Annotated in this window: 17 protein-coding genes and 1 tRNA gene; 10 read left to right on the top strand and 8 right to left on the bottom strand. The window is 40.3% G+C overall.

Annotated elements, in window-relative coordinates:
* Positions 1-5: 5 nt before the first annotated feature.
* Genes HZA77_05400 through ccoS form a run of 4 tightly spaced genes read left to right on the top strand, consistent with a single transcriptional unit; the run spans position 6 to position 2681 of the window.
* Positions 6-170 (top strand): cbb3-type cytochrome c oxidase subunit 3, encoded by a 165-nt coding sequence (locus HZA77_05400; GenBank protein ID MBI5374847.1) that lies wholly within the window; start codon positions 6-8, stop codon positions 168-170.
* Positions 136-330, top strand: coding sequence for a hypothetical protein (locus HZA77_05395; protein ID MBI5374846.1), 195 nt, complete (start codon positions 136-138; stop codon positions 328-330). The genes HZA77_05400 and HZA77_05395 overlap by 35 nt, the downstream gene beginning before the upstream one ends.
* Positions 331-355: 25 nt before the next feature.
* Complete coding sequence (locus tag HZA77_05390) at positions 356-2530, top strand: cation-translocating P-type ATPase (protein ID MBI5374845.1); 2175 nt, start codon at positions 356-358, stop codon at positions 2528-2530.
* Between the two features lies 1 nt (position 2531).
* Positions 2532-2681: a cbb3-type cytochrome oxidase assembly protein CcoS gene (gene ccoS / locus HZA77_05385; protein ID MBI5374844.1), complete on the top strand. Its 150-nt coding sequence runs from the start codon at positions 2532-2534 to the stop codon at positions 2679-2681.
* A gap of 166 nt (positions 2682-2847) precedes the next feature.
* Here ccoS and HZA77_05380 read toward each other — a convergent pair whose 3' ends face one another.
* Entirely contained in the window at positions 2848-5010 is a 2163-nt protein-coding gene (locus HZA77_05380; protein MBI5374843.1) for an IPT/TIG domain-containing protein, read from the bottom strand.
* A 164-nt stretch (positions 5011-5174) separates the two neighbouring features.
* Here HZA77_05380 and HZA77_05375 point away from each other — a divergent pair, with 164 nt between their 5' ends.
* Complete coding sequence (locus tag HZA77_05375; protein ID MBI5374842.1) at positions 5175-6206, top strand: aldo/keto reductase; 1032 nt, start codon at positions 5175-5177, stop codon at positions 6204-6206.
* Positions 6203-6943, top strand: coding sequence for a rhomboid family intramembrane serine protease (locus HZA77_05370; GenBank protein ID MBI5374841.1), 741 nt, complete (start codon positions 6203-6205; stop codon positions 6941-6943). Before HZA77_05375 ends, HZA77_05370 begins: the two co-directional genes overlap by 4 nt.
* Positions 6944-7062: 119 nt before the next feature.
* Here HZA77_05370 and HZA77_05365 read toward each other — a convergent pair whose 3' ends face one another.
* Positions 7063-7830 carry a hypothetical protein gene (locus tag HZA77_05365; GenBank protein MBI5374840.1) on the bottom strand — a complete coding sequence of 256 codons (768 nt, stop codon included), beginning with the start codon at positions 7828-7830 and terminating at the stop codon, positions 7063-7065.
* Positions 7831-7851: 21 nt separating this feature from the next.
* The gene (gene rmuC / locus HZA77_05360; GenBank protein ID MBI5374839.1) at positions 7852-9153 is read right to left on the bottom strand and encodes a DNA recombination protein RmuC; all 1302 of its coding nucleotides are present in this window, start codon (positions 9151-9153) and stop codon (positions 7852-7854) included.
* A 364-nt stretch (positions 9154-9517) separates the two neighbouring features.
* Between rmuC and HZA77_05355 the strand changes: the two genes are divergently transcribed.
* From HZA77_05355 to HZA77_05345, 3 genes are read left to right on the top strand one after another with little or no spacing between them, the layout of a single operon-like run.
* Complete coding sequence (locus HZA77_05355; GenBank protein ID MBI5374838.1) at positions 9518-10111, top strand: HNH endonuclease; 594 nt, start codon at positions 9518-9520, stop codon at positions 10109-10111.
* The gene (locus HZA77_05350; protein MBI5374837.1) at positions 10108-10299 is read left to right on the top strand and encodes a hypothetical protein; all 192 of its coding nucleotides are present in this window, start codon (positions 10108-10110) and stop codon (positions 10297-10299) included. The genes HZA77_05355 and HZA77_05350 overlap by 4 nt, the downstream gene beginning before the upstream one ends.
* Complete coding sequence (locus HZA77_05345; protein ID MBI5374836.1) at positions 10296-10550, top strand: hypothetical protein; 255 nt, start codon at positions 10296-10298, stop codon at positions 10548-10550. Before HZA77_05350 ends, HZA77_05345 begins: the two co-directional genes overlap by 4 nt.
* 8 nt (positions 10551-10558) lie before the next feature.
* On the opposite strand, the gene HZA77_05340 is transcribed toward HZA77_05345, so the two are convergent.
* The 3 genes from HZA77_05340 to HZA77_05330 form a co-directional block, all read right to left on the bottom strand.
* Positions 10559-11614, bottom strand: coding sequence for a hypothetical protein (locus HZA77_05340; protein ID MBI5374835.1), 1056 nt, complete (start codon positions 11612-11614; stop codon positions 10559-10561).
* Entirely contained in the window at positions 11611-16725 is a 5115-nt protein-coding gene (locus tag HZA77_05335) for an RHS domain-containing protein (GenBank protein ID MBI5374834.1), read from the bottom strand. The genes HZA77_05340 and HZA77_05335 overlap by 4 nt, the downstream gene beginning before the upstream one ends.
* A gap of 310 nt (positions 16726-17035) precedes the next feature.
* Complete coding sequence (locus HZA77_05330) at positions 17036-19624, bottom strand: PAS domain S-box protein (protein MBI5374833.1); 2589 nt, start codon at positions 19622-19624, stop codon at positions 17036-17038.
* 230 nt (positions 19625-19854) lie between these two features.
* Here HZA77_05330 and HZA77_05325 point away from each other — a divergent pair.
* Positions 19855-19927 (top strand) — tRNA-Phe (locus HZA77_05325).
* Between the two features lie 221 nt (positions 19928-20148).
* Here the strand turns inward: HZA77_05325 and HZA77_05320 are convergent.
* Entirely contained in the window at positions 20149-20382 is a 234-nt protein-coding gene (locus tag HZA77_05320; protein MBI5374832.1) for a hypothetical protein, read from the bottom strand.
* Between the two features lie 56 nt (positions 20383-20438).
* Entirely contained in the window at positions 20439-22106 is a 1668-nt protein-coding gene (locus tag HZA77_05315; GenBank protein MBI5374831.1) for a DUF4900 domain-containing protein, read from the bottom strand.
* Positions 22107-22111 lie beyond the last annotated feature (5 nt).

The following is a 22111-nucleotide window of genomic DNA, read 5'->3' as shown; positions in this document are numbered from 1 at the left end:
CCATCATGGAACTTAACCAATGGGTTTATCTTGGAATCATTGCGGTTTTTGGAGTCGTGTTCATTGCATTGATAATTTTTTATTTCAATAAAAAGCGGTATGACGAGGTCGAAAGGCCCAAATACAGGATGCTCGATGACAATGACAACATCAATGATGACGAACAATGACATGAATAATAACATAAATAATAAAATGAACAATAATAAAAACAATGGAGAGCTTCGCCTCGAAAAAGAAGAAACTGGCAAAAAAATCCCGGTTATAATTTATTTCCTCTATGCTGTCGTGACAGTTTTCCTTTTTGTCTATATCGTGCTTTATCATTGATTGATGTGAGCACTGTGAGTGATGTGTGACAACAATAAGCTTTTTAATCGAAGGGATAGACTGCTCATCCTGCATCTCATCAATAGTAGAAACAGTAAAAAAAATCAGCGGTGTTCGAAATCTCACCATATCAGCTGAAACCGGCCTTGCCGACATAGTTGTTGATAATGGCAAAGTAAATTCATCAGATATTATCAGAGTCATAGAATCTTTAGGCTACAGGGCAAAAGAAGCCGCGATTGACGACCTCGCCGCAGACTTCAGCAGACAGAAAAAGGACCTACTTTACAGGCTCGGCACAGCAGCCTTCCTCTCAATGCAGATAATGGCTGCAAGCGTCGCTCTTTACTCAGGATATTTTGACGGGATGGATGTACTCTCAAAAAAGTTCTTCGAGATAGCCTCATTCGTTCTTTCAACTCCGGTCGTATTTTACTGCGGATGGGGTTTCCATGTTAAAGCGATAAAAGGCATCATACACAGGACAGTGACCATGGACACGCTGATAAGCGCCGGAACCCTTGCGGCGTATGTCTACAGCACGGCAGGATTATTCTCAGGGGGAGAAGTATATTTTGATACAGCGGCAATGATAATAACATTCATACTTGCCGGAAGAACCATTGAAGCCTATGCAAAGGAAAAAACCTCATCAGTCTTTGATAAGTTCCGGGAGTTTCTTAAAATAAAAACTTTTGTCATTGATGCAGCGACAGGTGAAGAAAAAGAGATCTCTGCATCAGACATCAGCACAGGGAATATTTTCATCGTCCATCCCTTTGAGAGAATCCCCTGTGATGCCGAGGTATTGAAAGGCGCTACCGAAGTTGATGAAAGCATAATGACCGGAGAGTCCTTGCCGGTAAAAAAAGAGATGGGTACAACTGTGGTAGGCGGCACTTCGAATCTCTGGGGGAAGATTGAATGCAAAGCGCTGACTAGCTCCGAAAACTCCTATGCAGCAAAAATAATGGCGCTTCTCAGGAACTCATTTCTATCAAAAGCTCCTGTCCAGAGACTTGCAGACAGGGTAGTTTCATTTTTTGTCCCCGCTATCATAGTGATAGCCATAATCACTTTTTTATCACACTATCTTTCAGGTAAAAATGCAGCCACAGCCCTGATGTCAACAGTATCCGTACTTATCGTTGCCTGCCCCTGTGCGCTTGGACTTGCAACCCCGCTTGCCTTAAACAGCGCAATAACCTCGGCATTGAAAAGAGGGATACTTTTCAGGAACCCGGAAACCATAGAGGTCTTAAGCATGGTTGACAGAGTTGTATTTGACAAAACAGGGACGCTTACTGAAGGAAGCTTTGCAGTATCAGATGTTATATGCGCTGATGGAGTTGCAGGCACCGGCTCTATCATTGAATCTATCATTGCAAAAGCATCTGCCCTTGAACAGAATATTCAGCATCCGCTGGCTTTATCGTTAAGCAGGTATAAAAATCAGGAAGTAACATTAAAAGCGGAAGATATAAAATATCATCCGGGCAAAGGGGTTGAAGGTAAAATAGACGGCAATAATATTTTGCTTGGGAACAGAATACTAATGGAAGAAAAAGGAATAGGAGTCAGTGATTCTATTAATGACCAGTCCATTAATCTTTTATCTTCAGGAAAAATAATAATCTATTACGCGGAAAACTTTGAGGTGAAAGCTCTCATTTCATTCGATGATAGATTAAGAAGCGAAGCAGAAGATGTTTGCTCTTTCATCAGGACGCTTAATCTGAAGACAGACATGCTGACCGGCGATTCAGCAGAGACAGCAAAGCGCATAGCTGACAAACTCGGATTAAGCTCATATGAGGCATGTCTGCTGCCGGAAATGAAGCTTGATATAATCAGAAAATTCAAAAGCAATGGAGAACATGTGCTGTTCGTAGGCGATGGCATCAACGACACTCCTTCAATAATGGAAGCCGACATAGGAGTTGCCATGAATGAGCCTTCACAGCTTGCCCCATTATCAGCGGACGTCGTACTTATGAACAATAACCTCAATGGTGTTAAAGATGCGATCATGACCGGCAGAAAGACAATGAAAATAATAAAGAGCAATCTTTTCTGGGCATTCATATACAACATAATCGCCATACCATTTGCGGCGGCAGGATTCTTTCCGCCTGTGCTTTCGGCTGCGCTGATGAGCATCAGCTCTGTGTCAGTCTGTTTAAACTCATTGAGGGCATGACATGGAGATATGGACTATATTCCTGCTCTTTTTTTTATGCCTTGCGCTTGGCTTTGGAGGATGGCTTATATTTTTGTGGGCTGTGAAGACTGACCAGTTCGAAGACCTTGAAAACCAGAAATACAGGATTTTCGATGATGAGGAAGATTAAAACTACTTCACAGCAAGCTACGAGATATTCAAATACTAATACAACGCTGTCATTCCGCACTTGATGCGGAATCCAGGTTTATTTATTATTTCTGGATCCCCGCTTTCGCGGGGATGACAATTCACCACGATATAGAGCATGAGAAATTCTTTTGATTAAAACAGTTTCACTTTTTCAGATACGTAAAGGCAAGACCTGTCTTAGCTCTTCTGCCATGGGAATTTTCAACGAATATCTTTTTCTTCCCGGCTGTTACTCCCGAGGGAAGAGTCACTTTAATTTCCGTGTCGGTCCATGATGTGACAGTGCAGGACTTTTCTTTTTTGCCTTTCACAATCAGCACCTTCCCTTCAATGCTTCCAAAACCGCTTCCCGTAATAGTAATCTCTGCTCCTGCCTTTCCTTTATTGCTGCTGAGCGCTGATGGTAAAACAGGTGGAGAGGCATCGACTATAATCAGACCGTTCAATCCATGTGCGACATATACTGTCGAGCTGGAGACAGTGAGTTGCAGCGGATCAGCGCCAAGTTCATATATGGTTTCAAGTGCTGCCTCTGCGGGATTTGTCACATCAACAACAGCGACCCCGTTTTTTTTGGATTTATTTGATTCATCAGTCCATTTTTTACCAAAGAAATAAGCCTTATTATCTGAGACAATAACAGGACCGCTGTCATCGCATATTTCCACATCCTTTAAAAGCTGCGGAGAGGATTTGTCTGTGATGTCTAAAATTTCAAGCGCACCGCCTGTAACTGTCAAATACGCAGTAGAGCCTGAAACAGCGGACCCGTTAAACCTTCCGGAATACTGTGATAAAAGGTCGGCTTCGGCGGGATTCAGGACATCTATCATATAAAACCCCTTAAGACTTGTATAAGCCTTATTGGAAAGATAGACCACATCATCAGAAACGAAGAGACCTGTAATATTGTTTCCCACACTGTAAGCATTGATCAATTCAGGAGAAGACGGATCTGAAACATCTAAAAGGTATAATGCAGCGGCGGTGCTGTCTGCAACATAGGCAGTATTCCCTGAAACACAAACCCATTCAGCACTAGGAGTCTCGTATGTCCCGAGGATGACAGGGTTTGTAAGGTCAGTCACATCTGCTATAACAAGCCCGTTATAGCTGTCTGCTATATATGCTTTATTTTCCGCTACAAAAACTTTGTTTGTATAACCTTTCGTATCCAGCACCCCAATAAGCGATGGTGATGATGGCTCACTGGCATCAAGTATCACAAGCCCGCCGTAACCGTTTGCGACAAACGCCCTATAGCCGTCAATGAAAACACCTGTGGCATAACTTACAGTGTTGTAGGAACCAAGGATTGCAGGGGATGATGGATTGGCAACATTCACCACAAAAAATCCGGCATACCCTGTAAGATATGCCTTACCGCCAGTGACATAAACTTTAACAAGAGAGTTCCCATCATATTTTCCAAGCAAGACCGGATTTGCAAGATCGAAAAGATCGACTATTGAAAGCCCTGAATCAGAATCACAGATGTAGGCCAGCGAGCCATAAACAAATATGTCAGTAGGCTGCTGAGTAGCATAGCTTCCAAGGAAAAGAGGAGTTGATGGATCTGAAATATTCAGGATGGTTATATTATCACTTTCTCCAATGATATAAGCCTTGCCTCCGTAAACAAAGATCTTGTTTATATAATAACCTACATTATATTCACCGCGCAGATACGGGGCCGAAGGCTTGGAAACATCTACTATCCGAAGTGTGTTGACATTACTTTCAGTGTTCTCAAAGTTATTATAACCGAGATATGCCAGATTGCCGGACACACACACATAAGTCAGTTTTTCCTTATCATAGTTTGAAAGCTTGTATGAGCCTGAGAGTTTAGGAATCTCAGGTTTGCTTACATTATATATTTTAAGATCATCCTGGATGAGGTAAACCTTTTTTCCGGACACAGACATTCCGCCAAATCCTCTGGCATCAAGGCCTCCGAGGAGTTTTATCTTTGACGGCTTAGTCACATCCAGAATTAAAAAGTCTCCGTTTTCATATGTCAGATATGCCTTTCCTCCCGACACATAGAGGTTGTCAACAAGACCCGAAAACTCATACTTGCCTGCAAGGGATGGAGATGAAGGATCTGATATATTAAAAACCTTAAGACCTTTCTGAGTCCCAACATAGGCATACTTCCCTGATAATGCTTCCACATTGAAATATTCGCCGTAAGAACCTCGAGCTTCAAGTTCAAGACTGCCGCTGTCAGCCGCAAATGATTGGTAATTTGGGAATGCAAGGAAATAAAGCGTTATTCCGATTATGAGAGTTCTCTTAAACATATAAGTATCCTTATTACTTAAATTAAACAATTTTCAATTAAAAAATGCTGTCTGTGCTGTGATTTTTTTATTTTAAATATCCTTGAATTCCAATTTAAAAATCTGTAACCATCAAAAACATAATTGTAATTTATTGATTTGAATTAATCCTGCGGAGGTCTTTCATGAAAAAAGTCGCACTTGGCAGCACAGGCTTAACCGCAACAAAACTTGCCTTCGGTGCAATGCATATCCCGCGCCTCACACCGGCTGAATCTGACAAACTCATAAACACAGCGATTGATATGGGTATAAATTACATAGACACCGCAAGGGCATATCAGGACAGTGAAGAAAAACTCTCAAGAGTAATACCAAAGATAAGGGACAAGGTGATACTCACGAGCCGCGCATTCTCATGGAAGATGGGCCCAGAGAAATTCATAGAGGACCTCGACGTCAGCCTTAAATCAGCAAAGGTTGATTACTTCGACTTCTACGGGTTCCATAGCGTGAATAAAATGGATGAACTCGAATCCGTGATGGGAAAGCCGCTGGAACTCCTCCAGAAAGCAAAAGAGCGGGGGAAAGTGAGGCATCTTCTTATCACAGGGCATAACCATCTTGTAATGGCAGAAGCAGCGAGAAAGAATATCTTCGAGATGATCTTCTTCCCCTTCAATGTGATCGAGCAGGAGCCTCTTGACGGACTCATCGCCGAGACAAGGAAGCACAACATAGCATCGTCAATCATGAAACCCCTTGCAGGAGGAGTGATAGAGAAATCTTCTCTGGCTTTGAGGTTCTTCTTTTCACATCCGGTGGATATCATAGTTGTAGGAATGGCAAAGATAAAAGAGCTGGAGCATAACTTCAAAGCAGTGAGTGAAGAGAAGAAACTCTCATTTGATGAACTTGCAGAGCTTAAAAAATCTGTCGAAGTATTCGGGAAGGATTTTTGCAGAAGATGCTCATACTGCCAGCCCTGTCCGTCGAATATCATGATCCCTTTTGTCCATGGAGTCTATCAGAGATGTTATGGAAGGGAAATGAATGATGATGTCCAATATACACTGCAGCTAGGGAAAAGGCTGCTGCCAAGCCTTAAGGCATGTTCAGAGTGCGGACAGTGCGAGGACAAATGTCCTTACGAGCTTCCGACAAGGAACAGGATAAAAGCAATAATAGAGATGGTGGAAGGAACAGCTTCAAAATGAACACATACTACAGAGGAGGTTACCGTTACTCGTTCGGAGGCTCGCTTACTCCGGCGGTTAAGTCATTAATTTATATTAATGCCGGTTTCTTCCTCCTCCAGACCTTCACAAAAGACAAGATTCTTTTTATCTTTGGTCTCATACCTAAGCTCGTAATCGGCGAGCTTTATGTGTGGCAGCTATTCACTTACCAGTTCCTCCACGGAGGACTCTTCCATATATTGTTCAACATGCTTGCCCTCTGGATGTTTGGAAGCGACCTTGAAAGAAGATGGGGGAGCGGGTTTTTCATGAAATATTATTTCCTCTGCGCAATCTGGGCCGGCATATCGTCAACTGCTTTTACGCCATCATCGATGGTTCCTATCATCGGCGCATCAGGAGCAGTTTACGGGATACTCCTTGCGTATGGCTTGCTCTATCCTGACAGGACGATTCTTATGTATTTCGTTTTCCCGATGAAGATGCGCTATTTCCTGATACTTATTGGAGGCATCGAGTTCTTCTCAACTATTTCAGCCACCAATGCCGGAGTAGCCCATATTGCACACCTGGGCGGGATGATATTCGGATACATCTATCTCACATACTTTGGGAAAGGCGGAGGAAATGGAATATTCAGGAATATGTATCTTAAAATCAGATACTGGTGGATTAGAAGGAAACTTAAAGTCATGGTCGGCGGCAAAGCAGATGATATTGATGACTCCGACGACAGACCGACCTATTATCACTGAAGTCATGAGCGTTTTTTATCTTATTCTAAAATAAGTGTTTTTATATTTTTTTTATAATGGAACCCATCTGCTATAAAGTACTATTCTGGATTCCCTCTTTCGAGGGAATGACATGCTGCTTAAAACCTCACCGTTGGCGGGAATATCATTGACGCCAGAATATCAAGCGGCACTCCCTTCTCAAAACAAAACTTTGTACTCGGATCTTTCATAAATACGAATTCTGCAAGCTTGTAGCGGAAAGAGAACATTACGTCGCCGTCTTCTTTGTTAAAGTCAATATCCTTGAGCGTTGATATGCAGTCTAAATATTCCTTTAATACTGACATAACCATATCCCTGACAAACGGGACTTCATTCTCCTCAGCATTTATCTTCATCCCTATCCCATTCTCGCCCTTGTAAGGCCAGTCAAGCCACTGCCAGAGTTCAGCGTAGTCTTTAAGCAATTTTGCGGAAGCTTTGCCATGGCTTTTGATTTTTGAGAAAAAAAGTTTCTTGATGCTGCCGGTGATTGCTTCTTCATCCTTCATTGGGAATATGCTGAAATAACCGCCAAGCTTGTCAGCACCTTTAATTCCCATCCTGTTCTCAACATTGAACAATCCCACAGGCAGGAGCGGGTTTGACGGGAATATGTTTAGCTGAAGGCTGTTAAGGTTCATTGGGCTCACTTTATCGCCGGGACCCTGTATTGTCTTTTCTACTTTGAGTTTTATTCTCCCGATTGACGCTTTCTCAATCCAATTGCCTCTGAATGAAGTGATCTCAAATGAGCCTGAACTCATCTTGAACTGTTTCTGCTCCCAGGCTTTCTTTCCGTCTATTGCTTCAACGCCATTAGCCATTGCATCTGTAAATTCAGAAAACAGTTTTTCAACATCCATAATGGCACCTCCGCTATCTAATTATAGATTTTCAGATTCTTCATTATCTGTTAAATCACTCTCATCTCCTGCCCCGAGGAATTTTGCAGACTCTCCTGCCGGAAGTTCCTGCACATCGCGAAGTTTACGTTCTATGGTGCGAGATTTCCTGCTTGCATCGCTTATTTTGTTTGCTGCCGTTTCAAGGTTTTTCCTGACACCGTCCAGCATATCGCCGAATTTTCCGAACTCGGTTTTGACAGCGCCAAGCAGGCTCCATACCTCGCTTGAACGGCTTTCAATAGCAAGCGTCCTGAATCCCATCCGCAGGCTGTTAAGGAATGCCGCGAGTGTTGTAGGACCTGTTATTGTCACCTTATATTCCCTTTGCAATGTGTCAAAAAGATCTGTGCGTCTTACAACCTCAGCGTACAATCCTTCTACAGGGAGGAACATTATCGCAAAATCCGTTGTATCAGGAGGGCTCAGATACTTGTCCCTTATATCTTTCGCTGAAATCCTTATCGCTTTTTCAAGCTCCTTGTTTGTCTGCTCAATCATGTCGATGCTGCCGCTTTCATAGGCGTCGAGGAGCATATGATATTTTTCAAGCGGGAATTTGGAATCAACAGGAAGCCATACAATATCTTCAATCTTATCCCTGCCGGGAAGCTTGATGGCAAACTCCACCCTCTCACTGCTCCCCTTTATTGTTGCCACATTTTTTGCATACTGGTCTGCTGTTAAAAGCTGTTCAAGGATATTCTCAAGCTGGTATTCGCCGAGCGTTCCTCTTGTCTTTACATTGGAGAGGACTTTCTTTAAATCCCCGACACCTGCCGCCAATGTCTGCATCTCACCTAGTCCTTTATGGACAAGCTCAAGCCTTTCGCTTACGAGCTTGAACGATTCCCCAAGTCTTTCCTCAAGTGTCTTGTGGAGTTTCTCATCAACGGTCTGGCGCATCTTCTCAAGTTTTTCGTTATTGTCATCCTGAATAGATTTTAGTTTCACCTCTATTGTGTCTGTCATTTTGCCGAGTTTATCGTCGTTGCTTTTTGTTAGCACATCAAGCCTGTTCAGCATGGAATCGCTCAAAGACTTGAATGAGCCGCCCACTTCCTCACGCAGGTCTTTTGAATTTTTTCCGGTCTCCTCGCGGTTTCTGGCAAACTCATCTTTTACGGAGTTTTCAAATTTGGAAAGGCTTTTGTCTATCGCGTCAATCGAGGTCTCGATTGCCACAAACTTTTTTTCATCTTTCTTTCTGCCTGCCTGATAGGCGAAATATAAATTGATAAAGAGCAGGATAATTATAACGACCAGCAGGAGGGTTTGAATCATATTGGCACTATTCTCCGTTCCACATTATGAAGAAATAACAAATTTTATTGGAGTTTAAGAGAACAGTTTCTAAAGGTCAATAGGAATGGGAGGGGGAAGCTTATGTGTTCTCTTAGAATGCAGGCATTTTTACTATTGTATTATTTTTTACGATTTACGTTTCCTAAACGTATATCGTAAATTTTTTTACAATACCTATAAGCCCATTGTTAAACATTATATTTGATTACTCTCCATTTTTTATACAATTGACAGGGGATTTACTATAAGTCAGTTTTAATTGATAGTTATGCTAAATCTGTGTAAGATGTATTTTTACGATGATGAATAGGAATGTCATGCAGCAATTGGCTGGAGATACAGAATGATGAAATGGAAAGATTTTGTCTATAAACAAGTGATAGAGCATTGCAACAAGCAAGGGTCTAGAACATTCTCTCTCCAAGATATTTTAAAAGAAAGATTAGATATTTTCAGACAATTTCGCCCTGAGAATAAGCATGTGGAAGCCAAAATAAGACAGCAGCTTCAATATCTTCGCGACGAGAAATTAATTAGCTTTTTGGATAATTCCGGTCATTACACTTTAAGAGGTATAGATTTACTTGAAGCAGAAAGAGATGAAACAAAGACTATTGATTTGACTAAAGAGGAACCTGAAAAAAGAGAATATCTTGTTGAGACATATGTAAGAAATGTGTCGTGGGCTAAACAAGCCAAAAAGAATTTTGGAGATTTATGTCTCTATTACAATTGCAGTAACACATTCTTGAGGGAAGATGGCACTCGCTATATTGAGGTCCATCACATTATACCTTTATATAAAGGCGGTGAAGATGGATTGTGGAATTTGTCTGTATTATGCGCACATCATCATCGGATGGCACATTATAGCGATACAAAAACACGAATTGATATTGAAAAGTTCTTGTTAAGGGAGGTAGAATCGAGACTATGATAGATTCAAAGTGGACAGACGCTATTGCTGAAAGAATATCTGATGAATGGAGCGGGAAGAGTGAATTTCCAGAAGATGCTGAGCTTTTGAAAACTATACTGAGAGATTTATTCTTGAAATCACCTGAAAGCTGTACACAATTGATTGGCACAGGTATTATTGAAGAAAATTACTTCGAAAATATATGAAATCATTTATATTCATTACAAATGAAGGGATTACTTTTCAGCCAAATTCTGAAGCTCAAGAACCTGACATGGAAAACTGTCAAGTAATTGGTTTTGGAACAGGAGCAACCATTAAAGAAGCTTTTGAAAAAATGATAACAGAAGAAGAATATTTATTGAAAACTGACTTTAATGAAGTAATAGGGCTAGAATTATCACATGAACAGAAGGAATATTTTTTCTTAAATGACTATAAAGTTCGTTACAGTTAAACTATCTACTATTTCTTGATAACTTTATATTCCTGCTGCTTCCACGTTTTTCCACCATCAACTGTTTTATAAAGCAATCCATCAAAACTAATAAGCCAGCCAATATTTACATCAACCATTGAAACAGACCAGAAGTCTTTCTCAGATTTGCTACCATCAAGGTTTGTAATTACCGCCTTTTGCCAACTCTTCCCGCCATCATGAGTATAAAGAAGATCCCCACCTTCACCTGGGATAAAAATTCTATTTTGATCTGAAATTAAAGCTGACCTATGAAGTGTTTCATCTTTAGGATTTGGATGTCTGACAATCTTCCAAGTTAAGCCATTATCTTCAGTCTTTGACACACCGCCAACATAATTTATTGTATAACCGACACCTGACGGAAATATTTTTAAAGTATGAATAACCCAACAATCAGGAGGCGCATTAACTATTTTCTTCCCATTCACAATCTGACCTTCTGATATATTCATCCCAACCTTCTTCCATGTAATTCCTTTATCTAAACTCTTATAAATAAAACCCTTATCTGTGCCTGCCACCAAATAGGAATTTCCCCCATATAGGATAGACACATTTTCATTATTTTTTTGCCATCTTATAGAGTTCCATGTATCCCCATTATTAGAAGATACATATATATTGTTTGAGACTGAAGCATATACGAGTTCCATAGAATTCAAATTAATTATACCTATAGAAAATAAGTTCTTTAAATTAATTTGTTTTTGGATTCCAATTTTTTCCCATGTTTTTCCACCATCATCAGTTTTTAAAATTCCGGTTCCTATTGCATAAATTCTACCTTGATTACCAATATAAAAATTATTAATAACTATATCTAAATCATTCCCTATGGGATTATAAACAACATGCCATGTTTTCCCCGCATCATCAGTTTTCCATATTTTATTGTCAGCATCAACTGCAAAGCCAATTTTGTATGAAGAAAACAAAACAGATACTGCAGTATCAAACTCATTTGAGTTTGCAACAAAACACAATGGCAAAGTGCCAACTAAAATAATGATGATTACAAAAAAAATATTTTGTAACTTCATCTGCTACACCTCATTTTCATCTGTTGGTATTTTAAGTAGTAGTCTCTTACTATTCTTGATGTTTGTTGCAATTCATTATAGGAGATATTTCTTTCTCCTCTAGTGTGCTTTAAATCCTCACGCCATATTGATGGCGGCCACATCCCGCCCCACACCTGAAAACCCTTATGAGTTGGTGATGTGCTATCCATCAAGGCATGCATGCCCTTACCAAGTTCATAAATTGCTTCTTTTCTGTTAGGTGCATTAATGGCATTTTGAAGTTGTTGCTCTATAAATAAGTTCCATAATCTTTCAGCTTCCTGCGGCGTTTGACAGGGTGAACACATTGCATGCTGATAAGATGAATCCTTACCTTGATTTAAAGGATTATCTATATCTTTGCTTGCCTTCTCAAGAGTTTTAATTTCATTTGGGAGCAGTATATCACTTAATCCACGACCAATTATTTTGTTATGAATATCCTCCGGCCAAATCCCCTCCGGGTCGGTCAGAGCCAACGGATTGTTCGTCACATACACATAGGGGTTCAGGGTTTGCGGGAGGTATTGGTCGCCGAGGACTGGATCGGGGCTTATGTAGCGGCCTGTTGATGGGTCGTAATAGCGGGCGCCGTTATAGAACAAACCGCTCTCTTCATCTTCCCATTGTCCCGGAAAACGGAAGTTATTCTTTATCGTGCCTTCAGATTGATAAAGTTTCCCGAATGGATAATAGTTTCCCTTCCATGCAACGCTGCCATCCTCATCTGTCATGATTACAGGTCTGCCAAGATGGTCGTTGTGGTAATAGTAAATCTTCTGTCCGTCTGGATTGTACGAACCCATCACAGTGACGCTGAAAGTAAAAGACACGATATCAGGATCTGAGAACTCCCAATGAACGATGTTTTCATCACCTGCCGCTATCTTCCCATAATACCAGTAAGGTTTATCATCTGAAGTCGTGCCATCCCGATTTCTAACTTTCACGGAAGCAACGCTGGTATAAGTGAGTCTGGCATCTACATCATATAAGGTCTTTGCGCTGTCTTTATTCTTCAAGGTAACATTTGCAGACACTATCTTTTTTATGCTGTCCCATGATGCAGAACCATATACATCAACATCAGATTCAACCTTTGACTTAAAGCTCTTCCCTTTTCTCTTTTTTATACGCTTCTTTATCTTCAGCTTTGGATTTCCTCCGCCAACATCAACTGTAACAGTGTATTTTCCAATAACCTTAATCCCTGTTTTTTTCTTAATTCCCTTTCCCCTGTAACTTTGAGGCGCTGTGTCAGCATCAGGCATTACAGCGGCAATCCTTCTTTCCCCTGCATAAACAAAATCAGAGACCTGATTCCCGTTCCTGTCAGTTATACTGATCAGTCTGCCGTCAAGATCATAAAAATAGTTTTGCCAATTGCCATGCTTTATTTTTCTGTCACGCATCCCCATATAATCATATCTGTATTGCCCTGCCTTATCACCGTTCTTAACAACCGACTCCAGCATGCTATTTTTATCATAATTATAAATGTGCTCTCCGTCAGATACAAGCATTCCTGCATCGTTATAAGAAAAAGTTCCCGACGTGTCGCCGGAAACGCCCATAAGGCGGTTCCCAGAATAGGTATAATTTTTTTCTCCTCCATTAAGAATTGAAGTGACTCTGTTTCCCACATTGTCATATGCAAAGCTCATTTCACCAAATGGACCTGAGGCAGATATTAGACGATTAAAAGAATCGTACAAATATGAATAGCCATCCGATGAATCAATTCCATCTGCTATCTCAAGGATATTCCCGTTCCAGTCTCGCGAAATATCAAGTTCAAGGAAACTACTGCCTGAGCCTTTGCCGGCTGTGATCCCTGTGACGCGGAACTGAGAATCATAAGCAATGTTTTCTCTCACGCCATTTGAATATGTAATTACCTTTTCGCTTCCAAATGCACCCCGTTCGAAATCAACCTCGGCAACAGAGCCATTTTCTTTTTTTATTTTTATCCTGTCAGGATAATCACCGCCCCACGGATACTCATAGGAAACTTCCAAGCCCGAAGGATAGATATTCTTAGCCACCCTTCCGTTTTTATCATACGCATAAGTCATATTATAATTTTTACCATCCATGCTTTTGACTTCGCTTGTTACATTACCAGTTTCATCATAGTTATAGCGTATGACCGATTTTCCATCATCAACTGAAGTGAGCCTTCCTTTGCCATAGCTTGATTCCGCTTCATCATAAATAAGGCTTATATCATCACCGTTCTCATATGCAATGCCTGTCACTCTTCCTTCGGAGTCATATGAAATCTGCTTTGTCCTGCCATTTCCATCTATAATTGTCGCAGGCTCTGACATCTCATCATAAGAGAAAATGCTTTCACCTCTTTCCTCTGAATTAACGTAAAGAAGCCTTCCCATGTCATCGTACTCAAAATTGGTGGTATTTCCTGCTGAGTCTGTCATGGACTTAATGCTTCCGAAGTTGTCGTATGTGTATTGCGTAATAAGATTCAGAGAATTTGGAAACTCGGCAACCTTTATCAGGCGTAGCATATGGTCATAATAATAAAACCATCCGGGTGTGCCTACAGGAGTGACAGGCTCTCTTGCTCCTTCAAACTTGAGGTGCTGACCAATTCCATAACTTATGCTATTATTTCCCGCTTCAGGATAAATAGTCTTCAATTTATTCCAGGCTGCATACACATACTCTTCCCTGAGCGCGCGTACACCGTTTTCATCTCCTTCTTTAACTTCATAGGCAGTGAGGTTTCTTTCGCGGTCATATTCATAGAGCGATGTTTCAATCACAGATGATGTCTTTCCTGGTCCTCGCCTCAGCTTCACCTTGCTCACATCCCCAAGCTCATTGTAAATGTACTCGACGATATTCCCTTCAGGCAGGATCTCGTAATGCACCTTCCCTCCCTGATAATATTCATAGCTACGAACTGACTCACCATTCTTAATCTCAATGAGGTTGCCGCTCAAATCATAATCAAGTTCATAAACAGCACCGGCCGGATAAGTGATCTTCCCCGGATTTCCGTAAATATCGTACAAGTCATAAACATAGACATTGCCGGCAGTATCGGTGATCTTTTTAAGCCTGCCGCGATTCATGCCATTTGAGATATCAAATGAATAATATTCAAAATATGCTGTATCAGATACATCTCCCCGCGGGCCATCGGCGGAAATAAGTCTTGAATATTCATCATAAGAAAAAGTTGATACATAGTTATAGGGGATGATCTGCCGGGAGGCATCCTTTGTATAACCTTTCTGAATAAGCTTTTGCGGCAAAGCTTCTGGGCTTTCATTAGGTGTTCCATCTCCATCATTATCATAATCAACAACGATTTCTCTGTCACCGCTGCTGCTGCCGAACACACTTGGCGTCGTCAATGACACAGGGATATCAAGTGACGGATGATAAGTGTAGGTCATCACAACTTCGTCTATCGTACCGCTGCCGTATATTATTCTTTCCGGCTTCCCTTCAGAATCAAAAAGCTCGTAAAGAGTTATATTCCCGTAATAATCTGTTACCGCTGTTGTCCTCCCCATGCTGTCATTGGTGTAAGAATAATATGGGGAAGTACAGGTTGAGCATGTTGAACCGCCTGTTGAGTTTTTTAGAAATCCGGAACGGTTTTTTACATCATAATAAAAGTTTGTAGAATAGCCGCGCGTATTAGTTAGAGTCGTGTACCAGCTATTCGGATTATATGTGAGTGTCGAATTGGATTGCCCGTTATCTTCAGAAAAGCTCGAAACCCTGTCCTGCGAATCGTAAATATATGTATGAACTCTTCCATCACGCCCGGTTATCTTCGTAATATTGACATTATCATTTGCATCTCCGTATTCATACGTAGTTGACGAGCCGTCAGGATAAATTACCTTCTGAAGACGCCCATAGCTTGCATACTGATATTCAGCAAGTTTGCCTGTCAGGTTTTTTGCAGTTTGCGGACCATAGACGGCAGTCATCCGCCCGGAAGAGTCATAACTGATAGTAAATGCATTTCCTATGGTATCGTATAGCTCTGTAAGCTGTCCGCTGGAATTATATGAAAGCTCGATGCTGTTGCCGGCAGGATGAGTAACTGAAAGAAGTCTTCCGTCGCTGCCGAATAAGAGCGTTTTGCCGCCCGGATAAATAAGCGTATATGTATCGTTGCCATTGTCGGTAAATTCATATGCAGATGGCTCGAGCGAAGGAAGATAGACTCCATCTTTTTTATAGAAATAAGAGCTTCTTCCCTTTTCATCAAAAAATCTTATGGCATTACCAGACTGAAGAAAATCAATGTGCACATTGAAATTGTGGGTCCAGCCATACCCCATAGGAATCCCATCCCTCTCAAGCGTTAAAGTCCTTGAAGGAGACGCTGACGAAACCCCGTCATAGCCCATTTCAGAAAGTTCGCTAAACACGATAGAACCATTGGATTTGCTGACAGGCGTTGATACACCTGAAGAAGAAGCTGGGATCTGAAGCCTGTTTGAATAGGAACGTTTGAATTCTAGATCCATATTGATACCACTGACTTTGAAATCAATTTCTTCATTTGTCATCTCGCCGTTTAAAACACTTACCGGCTCACCAACGCTTAACTTCTGCGTCTGACACACATCTTGTTCAGCAGGAGGCACAGAGATTGGAGTATTACAAAGTTCTGTCGGCGTTATAAAAAATGTGGCAGCGGGAGTAAGGCGATCTCCTTCGGTACCGCATCTAAAACAACCAAATCTTAAACGCGCATAAACATAAACCTGCACCGAATTAGTATCTGCCCAAAGCAATGTGGAGTAGGAATTATCCATTCCAATTTCAAAATGGGTACTCATTCCATCGTGCATGCATGCTCTTTGAACACCAAGTGTTATCTCATAACCCGCAAGCGCTTTTATATTGTAGTCACAGCAGCTGATACTTATGTCATCATAGGGCGTCCATGAAACCATGAGCCTTTTTTGCGCATTGCCATAAAGGTCATAATCGGGAACAAGCACTGCTGAAAGACCCTGCGGAGGAGAATCTTCAGCATAGAGCCGTAAAGGAATAAAAGCAAATAAGCAGAGGAAGAATAACAATCTGTATTTCACCAAATCTCTCCCAGGCTTTTAATATAAGAGATAGAATTCTCACCAACGGCACCTTAAATACCATTAACGTTTAAATTGTCAATATAAATATATTATTAACAAGTTATATTTAATTATAGCAATATAAAGCAACTGAAAATTTCGCTCGTCGTTGCCACGGTAAGTGCTGGGGGGATTCAATTATTATCATTCTTTTTTGTCATTCCCTCGAAAGAGGGAATCCAGAAATAATGAGAAAACTGGATTTCGCATCAAGTGCGGAATGACAGGCATTGTAGCTTTAAAGAAATAAAATCAGAAGAACACTTCGTTATGAATCAAGGACAGAACGAATTGCTTTCAGAAATGCATTTGGAGAAATCGGTTTTGGTATGAATTTTGCGTTTTCATCGATAAGGCCTTTTTGGGTTATTATATCCCCTCCATAGCCGCTTACAAAAATAGCCTTGATATTAGGAACTATTTTCTTAATCTCAGAATAAGCGTCTTTACCGCTTTTCTTTGGCATTATTACATCAAAGATAAGAAGATTTATTTCATCCTTATGTTCCTTGAATTTTGATACCGCATCTTCACCGTCAACTGCTGCTATTACCTTGTAGCCAAACTCATCAAGGAGAGCACTTATCAAATTCCTTATTTCACTCTCATCCTCTGCAATCAATATCATTTCACCTTTTCCGGATGGGATTAACTCTTTTTCAACTTTTTCTTCTACACTCCTCTTTTTTTCAAGAGGTATATATATCTTAAATATTGTACCTTTGCCAGGCTCACTGTATAAATTAATATATCCGTTATGCTGTTTAATTATACCGTAAACCATTGATAGCCCCAATCCGGTACCTTTGCCGATTTCTTTGGTAGTAAAAAATGGTTCAAAGACTTTTAGTCTTGTTTTCTCATCCATGCCAATACCTGTATCACTAACAGAAAAAACAACGTATTCCCCTTGCTTGCCATATCCATGTGTCCTTATAAAGACATTATCCAAAAATTCAGAATCAGTGTTAATAGTCAAAACCCCTCCATCAGGCATGGCGTCTCTCGCATTGGCAACAAGATTCATAAGGACCTGCTCTATCTGTCCTTTGTCTGCAAATATTGTCAGATGTTCACTTGAGAGAGATATCTTCAGTTCAATCTCTTCGCTAATCAGTCTTGACATCAGCTTCTGTAGTCCGCTTATTATTGAATTCAGGTCGATTGGTCTTGGATTCATTACCTGTTTTCTGCTGAATGTAAGCAGGCTCTGCGTCAGGTTTGCAGCTTTCTCAGCTGATGCCAGCAGAGGGTCAACATAAGCGTATAGCGGATCATCCGCGTCCAGCTTCCTCTGGATGATGCTTCCATATCCTATTATTGCAGTCATAATATTATTAAAGTCATGAGCTATGCCGCCTGCAAGCTGGCCGATAGCTTCCATCTTTTGTGCATGGAGCAATTGTTGTTCCAGCTTTTTCTGCTCCGTAATGTCCCTTATTATCCCCCGATACATAACTGTTTTTCCTGTATCATCTCGAACGTTTGTAGATGTTAAGAGCACATTGATAAGGTCTCCGTTTTTCTTAATAAAAACTGTCTCAAAGTCCTTTACAAATCCATAGTTTTCAAGGGCATCAGCCAATTTTTTTCTATTAATGGGGTTTAAATAAAGGGATGTTGTAATGTCAATCTGCATTGCCTCTTCTTTTGACGAGTATCCGAGCAGTTCTACTCCAGCCTGATTAATATCTATGAAATAGCCTTCAGGTACGCTCATATAAACCATGTCTTTTGACTCTTCAAAAAGAGCGCGGAAACGTCTTTCAGACTGATCAAGCACAGACAGCATCTGTTTTATTTCAGTAATATCCCTTGCTATGCATGAAAAATATCTCAATGTGCCATCATTTTCCTTATGAGCAATAATCACCTGGGAGACAGGTATTTCGTATCCAGTCCTGTTTAAAATCGATGTCTCGCCTGACCATATGCCATCCTGTTCAGCAACAGGCAGCCATTCATTTTTTATTCTCTCTCTCTCACTTTCAGGATAATAGTCATAGATAGCAGTGGTAGACGATACATACTCTCCCTCAGGGACACCTGCCATTCTCCTGCCCGCCCTGTTCAGATAAAGAATATTCCCTTCACGGTCAAAAAGAGATATAAAATCTGGTGATGCATTGAGAATCGAGACAAGACGCTCCTCGAACTCTTCTGCTTTCTTCTGGTCTGTAATATCAATGCCGAATGAGATAGTCCCTGTAATTTTTCCATCTTCTTTTACTACGCTGTTTCGCCAGGCTATAATGCGGTTATCTCCTGATTTTGTAACTAAAGGGTATTGCGAATTCCTCACATAATCCTGATTACTCATAGCCCATTCCATAAACCTTTGCTGTATAAAAGCGGCAATTTCTTTGGGCGCGAAAATTTCGAAAAAATTTCTTCCTATGACTTCTTCTTTTTTATAACCAGTGATATTCTCTGCTTCCTTGTTAAATATTCGTACTATACCCTTGAGGTCTCCACCGATAATAATTGTATTAGCAGACTCTATAATGTTCTCTGCATACTTTTTGTCGCTTTCACGAAACTGAAGTGATTCTTCAAGCTTTTTAACCATTTCATTAAATGCTGTTGCGAGCCGTAAAATTTCTCCTTTTTTGTTCTCAACTTTCACACGCTCGTTAAAATTCCCCTTTGAAATTTTCTCTGCCGTGTTCGCAATATCAGCGAGTTGAGCTGCAATCTTTTTTGAATAAATAGCAGATATTATTGTAATCAAACTGATTGAAACCGTAAGAAGAATGGCAATATGTATATACAAACCCAATGAACTGATTTTAATCTCTTCATCATTAAAAAGAAAAGTCATAATGACAATTGGGAGAATAACTACTAACAGTAGCAAAATTACAAATCGTTTTCCTATATGACTTAAAATATTAAATCCTCCTGGAAACTTTTATAAACTGTCCAAACAAAGCGAATAGTATTTAAATATTTACTCGGAAACGGGTTCGCGGTCTTCGTCAAAGTTTAATTAATAATAAGCCCTTATGAAGGAAAATCAATCCTTGACTTTTGTCTAATGCTCTTTTAAATAAAAGCACAATTTTATTTTTCCTGCTGATTATTGGTGCCGGGATAGCTCAGTCGGTAGAGCAGAGGACTGAAAATCCTCGTGTGGGCGGTTCGATTCCGTCTCCCGGCACTTTTTTATTTTAAATACTACCATTATTTCTAACATTTATAAATTTATCTATCTGACAAAATCAATGTTTAAATTATTAGGGAATATTAGTTTCAAAAAAAAGTGTCATACGAATTGCATCAGAAAGGGAAATTAGAAGAAAAGGTTAGAGGGGTATATACTTTTCAACTCATATGAAAATAATATACCCCTCTTAATTACAAACAAATTTCAAAGAATGCCTACTGAGTCAATATGTCTCCTCCGTCAGGCGTCGGGTTTGGCTCTGGGCTTGGAGTGGTTGGATCATCTCCTTCCCCGGAAGCTATATAAATTGAGACAGTATCTTGTGTTATTCCCAGCATCACTTTAGTTTCTGAAAATTTCGCCAAACCGGAAGAGAAAAAGGGAGTGAGGAATAAAATCAAAAACATACAAATCGTGATTTTTCTTAACGCAGTTTTGTTCATACTCATATAAATCTCCTCCTTATGTTGTATTCTGTTTAAGCGATACAAAAAATAATTTTAGTTTAACCACCTCCTTTCCAAACAGGCAGATTATCGAGACCACTTTGTTGGCTTGTAAAACTGCTCGTTGTAGGAAAAAATGGGGGACTCATACCTTCACCCATTCTTTGATCATAAACAAAATTCCTTCCGTAACCGCTAACCGGTGTTGTCCCGCTGAATGTCCCGAATGCACCATAAGTGTTTTCTATGACACCGCCAAGAACTGTCGCTGTTCCTCGTGGGCTTCCTGTGTTATAATTAGTCACATTAAACTCGCCGTTTACGGACATAACAGTGGCATGAACATTAATGTTATTAGGAGCTGTTGCCCCTATTTTTACGTTTCCATTCCAGGAAACAATTCCTAAAACATTTGTTTTTCCGGAAGCATTTACCGGAGGCCCTGAATTAACATCTTCATAAGTAACATTATTAGTAATGGTTATATTGTTTGATGAAGCAACAGTGATCTGAGAATCTTTCTGAACTGTTCCGGAAAAACTTGTAATATCCCCACCATCGTTGAATATCATGCCATTCAATATGCCATTATATGTATTTGTGGTACTTCCAGTGGTAACCATAGTTTGATTAGTTGTCCTGTTAACGGTTATGGTTGAAGTTGTTGAACCTTGAACAATGGTATGTTTTTCATTTCCAGATGCATCTTTCCCCAATGTTATGGATGATGCTCCTTTTATATAAATTCCTCCTTTAACATTGCCGGAAGCTGTTTCAACATAAACTCCGGTAGATTTAGCAGGAATTGAGTCTGCATCAGACAAACCTAAAGCTCTTTTCTTTTGAGTGTCAGCATCTGTTAAAGTTGGTAGATTTATTGGGTTGACACCACGGTTAAAACCAGCAGTAAATGTCGGAACATCCTTCGTACCATTGTGGTTATCATCAAGGGTTTTCATAGAACCATTATTATAATAATTAGCCATACTGCTTGGAGCACATGTAGGGCAGTCTCTTCCTGCACTTGTAACCAATCCGCTGAAACTTCCGCTTGGGTTATTCGCGAAATTAAATCTGCCATTAGTATGCACTGGTCCTTTAAAATTTGTGTTTCCCGTAAACCAGACCCTGGTACCAACAGCATTTCTTTGGTCATTAGTAAAAAGGGCGTAACGTGCAAAACTGGATCTCATTACAGTAACTTCAAATGTACCGTTAGCTATAATACTTTTTGACGAGTTGTTAAGTCCGGATCCATTAGAGAGAATAGTGTATTTAAAGGGAAACACGTAAATATTGGTGCTTGGGCTTGAGGGATTGCCATCGGATTCTACGGTAATAGTCGCTGTATAATTCCCCTGTCCCAGTGATCCGGAAACAGATGTAAGAGTCGCTTTCTGATTGTTGATCTTGCTAAAACCACCATAAGCTGCCATGAATCCAGCCGGATCATTGTTTACCACATACTGATTAATCAAAGAACCATCCGTTACTGAATTCAGATTGCCTGGTAAAATTGTTTTAACCTGAGCTCTAAGATTTAAAATACTATGATTTACTCCTCCATCAGCAGCATACAAAGCCTGACTTGAAGTCTGCTGTTTGCTGTTCATCTTATTCTCAGTAGTTGAGATGGTCATTGCTACTGTACCCAGAATGGTTAGAACAGCACTAATAAGCAGAATGATAATGAGCGCCGCGCCTTTATTGTTTTTGCTTCTATTCATAGTTG

This window comes from Candidatus Schekmanbacteria bacterium, from assembly GCA_016219965.1.
Lineage (GTDB): Bacteria > Schekmanbacteria > GWA2-38-11 > GWA2-38-11 > J061 > JACRJM01.
Note: the sequence above shows the minus strand (reverse complement) of the source record. Positions and strands in the feature narration are given on the sequence as shown.

What these genes read in the sequence shown, in the direction of transcription:
- HZA77_05400 (MBI5374847.1), top strand. Translation starts at nt 6, where the DNA reads ATGGAACTTAACCAATGGGTTTATCTTGGAATCATTGCGGTTTTTGGA.
- HZA77_05395 (MBI5374846.1), top strand. Translation starts at nt 136, where the DNA reads ATGACAATGACAACATCAATGATGACGAACAATGACATGAATAATAAC.
- ccoS (MBI5374844.1), top strand. Translation starts at nt 2,532, where the DNA reads ATGGAGATATGGACTATATTCCTGCTCTTTTTTTTATGCCTTGCGCTT.
- HZA77_05380 (MBI5374843.1), bottom strand. Translation starts at nt 5,010, where the DNA reads ATGTTTAAGAGAACTCTCATAATCGGAATAACGCTTTATTTCCTTGCA.
- HZA77_05375 (MBI5374842.1), top strand. Translation starts at nt 5,175, where the DNA reads ATGAAAAAAGTCGCACTTGGCAGCACAGGCTTAACCGCAACAAAACTT.
- HZA77_05370 (MBI5374841.1), top strand. Translation starts at nt 6,203, where the DNA reads ATGAACACATACTACAGAGGAGGTTACCGTTACTCGTTCGGAGGCTCG.
- HZA77_05365 (MBI5374840.1), bottom strand. Translation starts at nt 7,830, where the DNA reads ATGGATGTTGAAAAACTGTTTTCTGAATTTACAGATGCAATGGCTAAT.
- rmuC (MBI5374839.1), bottom strand. Translation starts at nt 9,153, where the DNA reads ATGATTCAAACCCTCCTGCTGGTCGTTATAATTATCCTGCTCTTTATC.
- HZA77_05355 (MBI5374838.1), top strand. Translation starts at nt 9,518, where the DNA reads ATGATGAAATGGAAAGATTTTGTCTATAAACAAGTGATAGAGCATTGC.
- HZA77_05350 (MBI5374837.1), top strand. Translation starts at nt 10,108, where the DNA reads ATGATAGATTCAAAGTGGACAGACGCTATTGCTGAAAGAATATCTGAT.
- HZA77_05345 (MBI5374836.1), top strand. Translation starts at nt 10,296, where the DNA reads ATGAAATCATTTATATTCATTACAAATGAAGGGATTACTTTTCAGCCA.
- HZA77_05340 (MBI5374835.1), bottom strand. Translation starts at nt 11,614, where the DNA reads ATGAAGTTACAAAATATTTTTTTTGTAATCATCATTATTTTAGTTGGC.
- HZA77_05320 (MBI5374832.1), bottom strand. Translation starts at nt 20,382, where the DNA reads ATGAGTATGAACAAAACTGCGTTAAGAAAAATCACGATTTGTATGTTT.
- HZA77_05315 (MBI5374831.1), bottom strand. Translation starts at nt 22,106, where the DNA reads ATGAATAGAAGCAAAAACAATAAAGGCGCGGCGCTCATTATCATTCTG.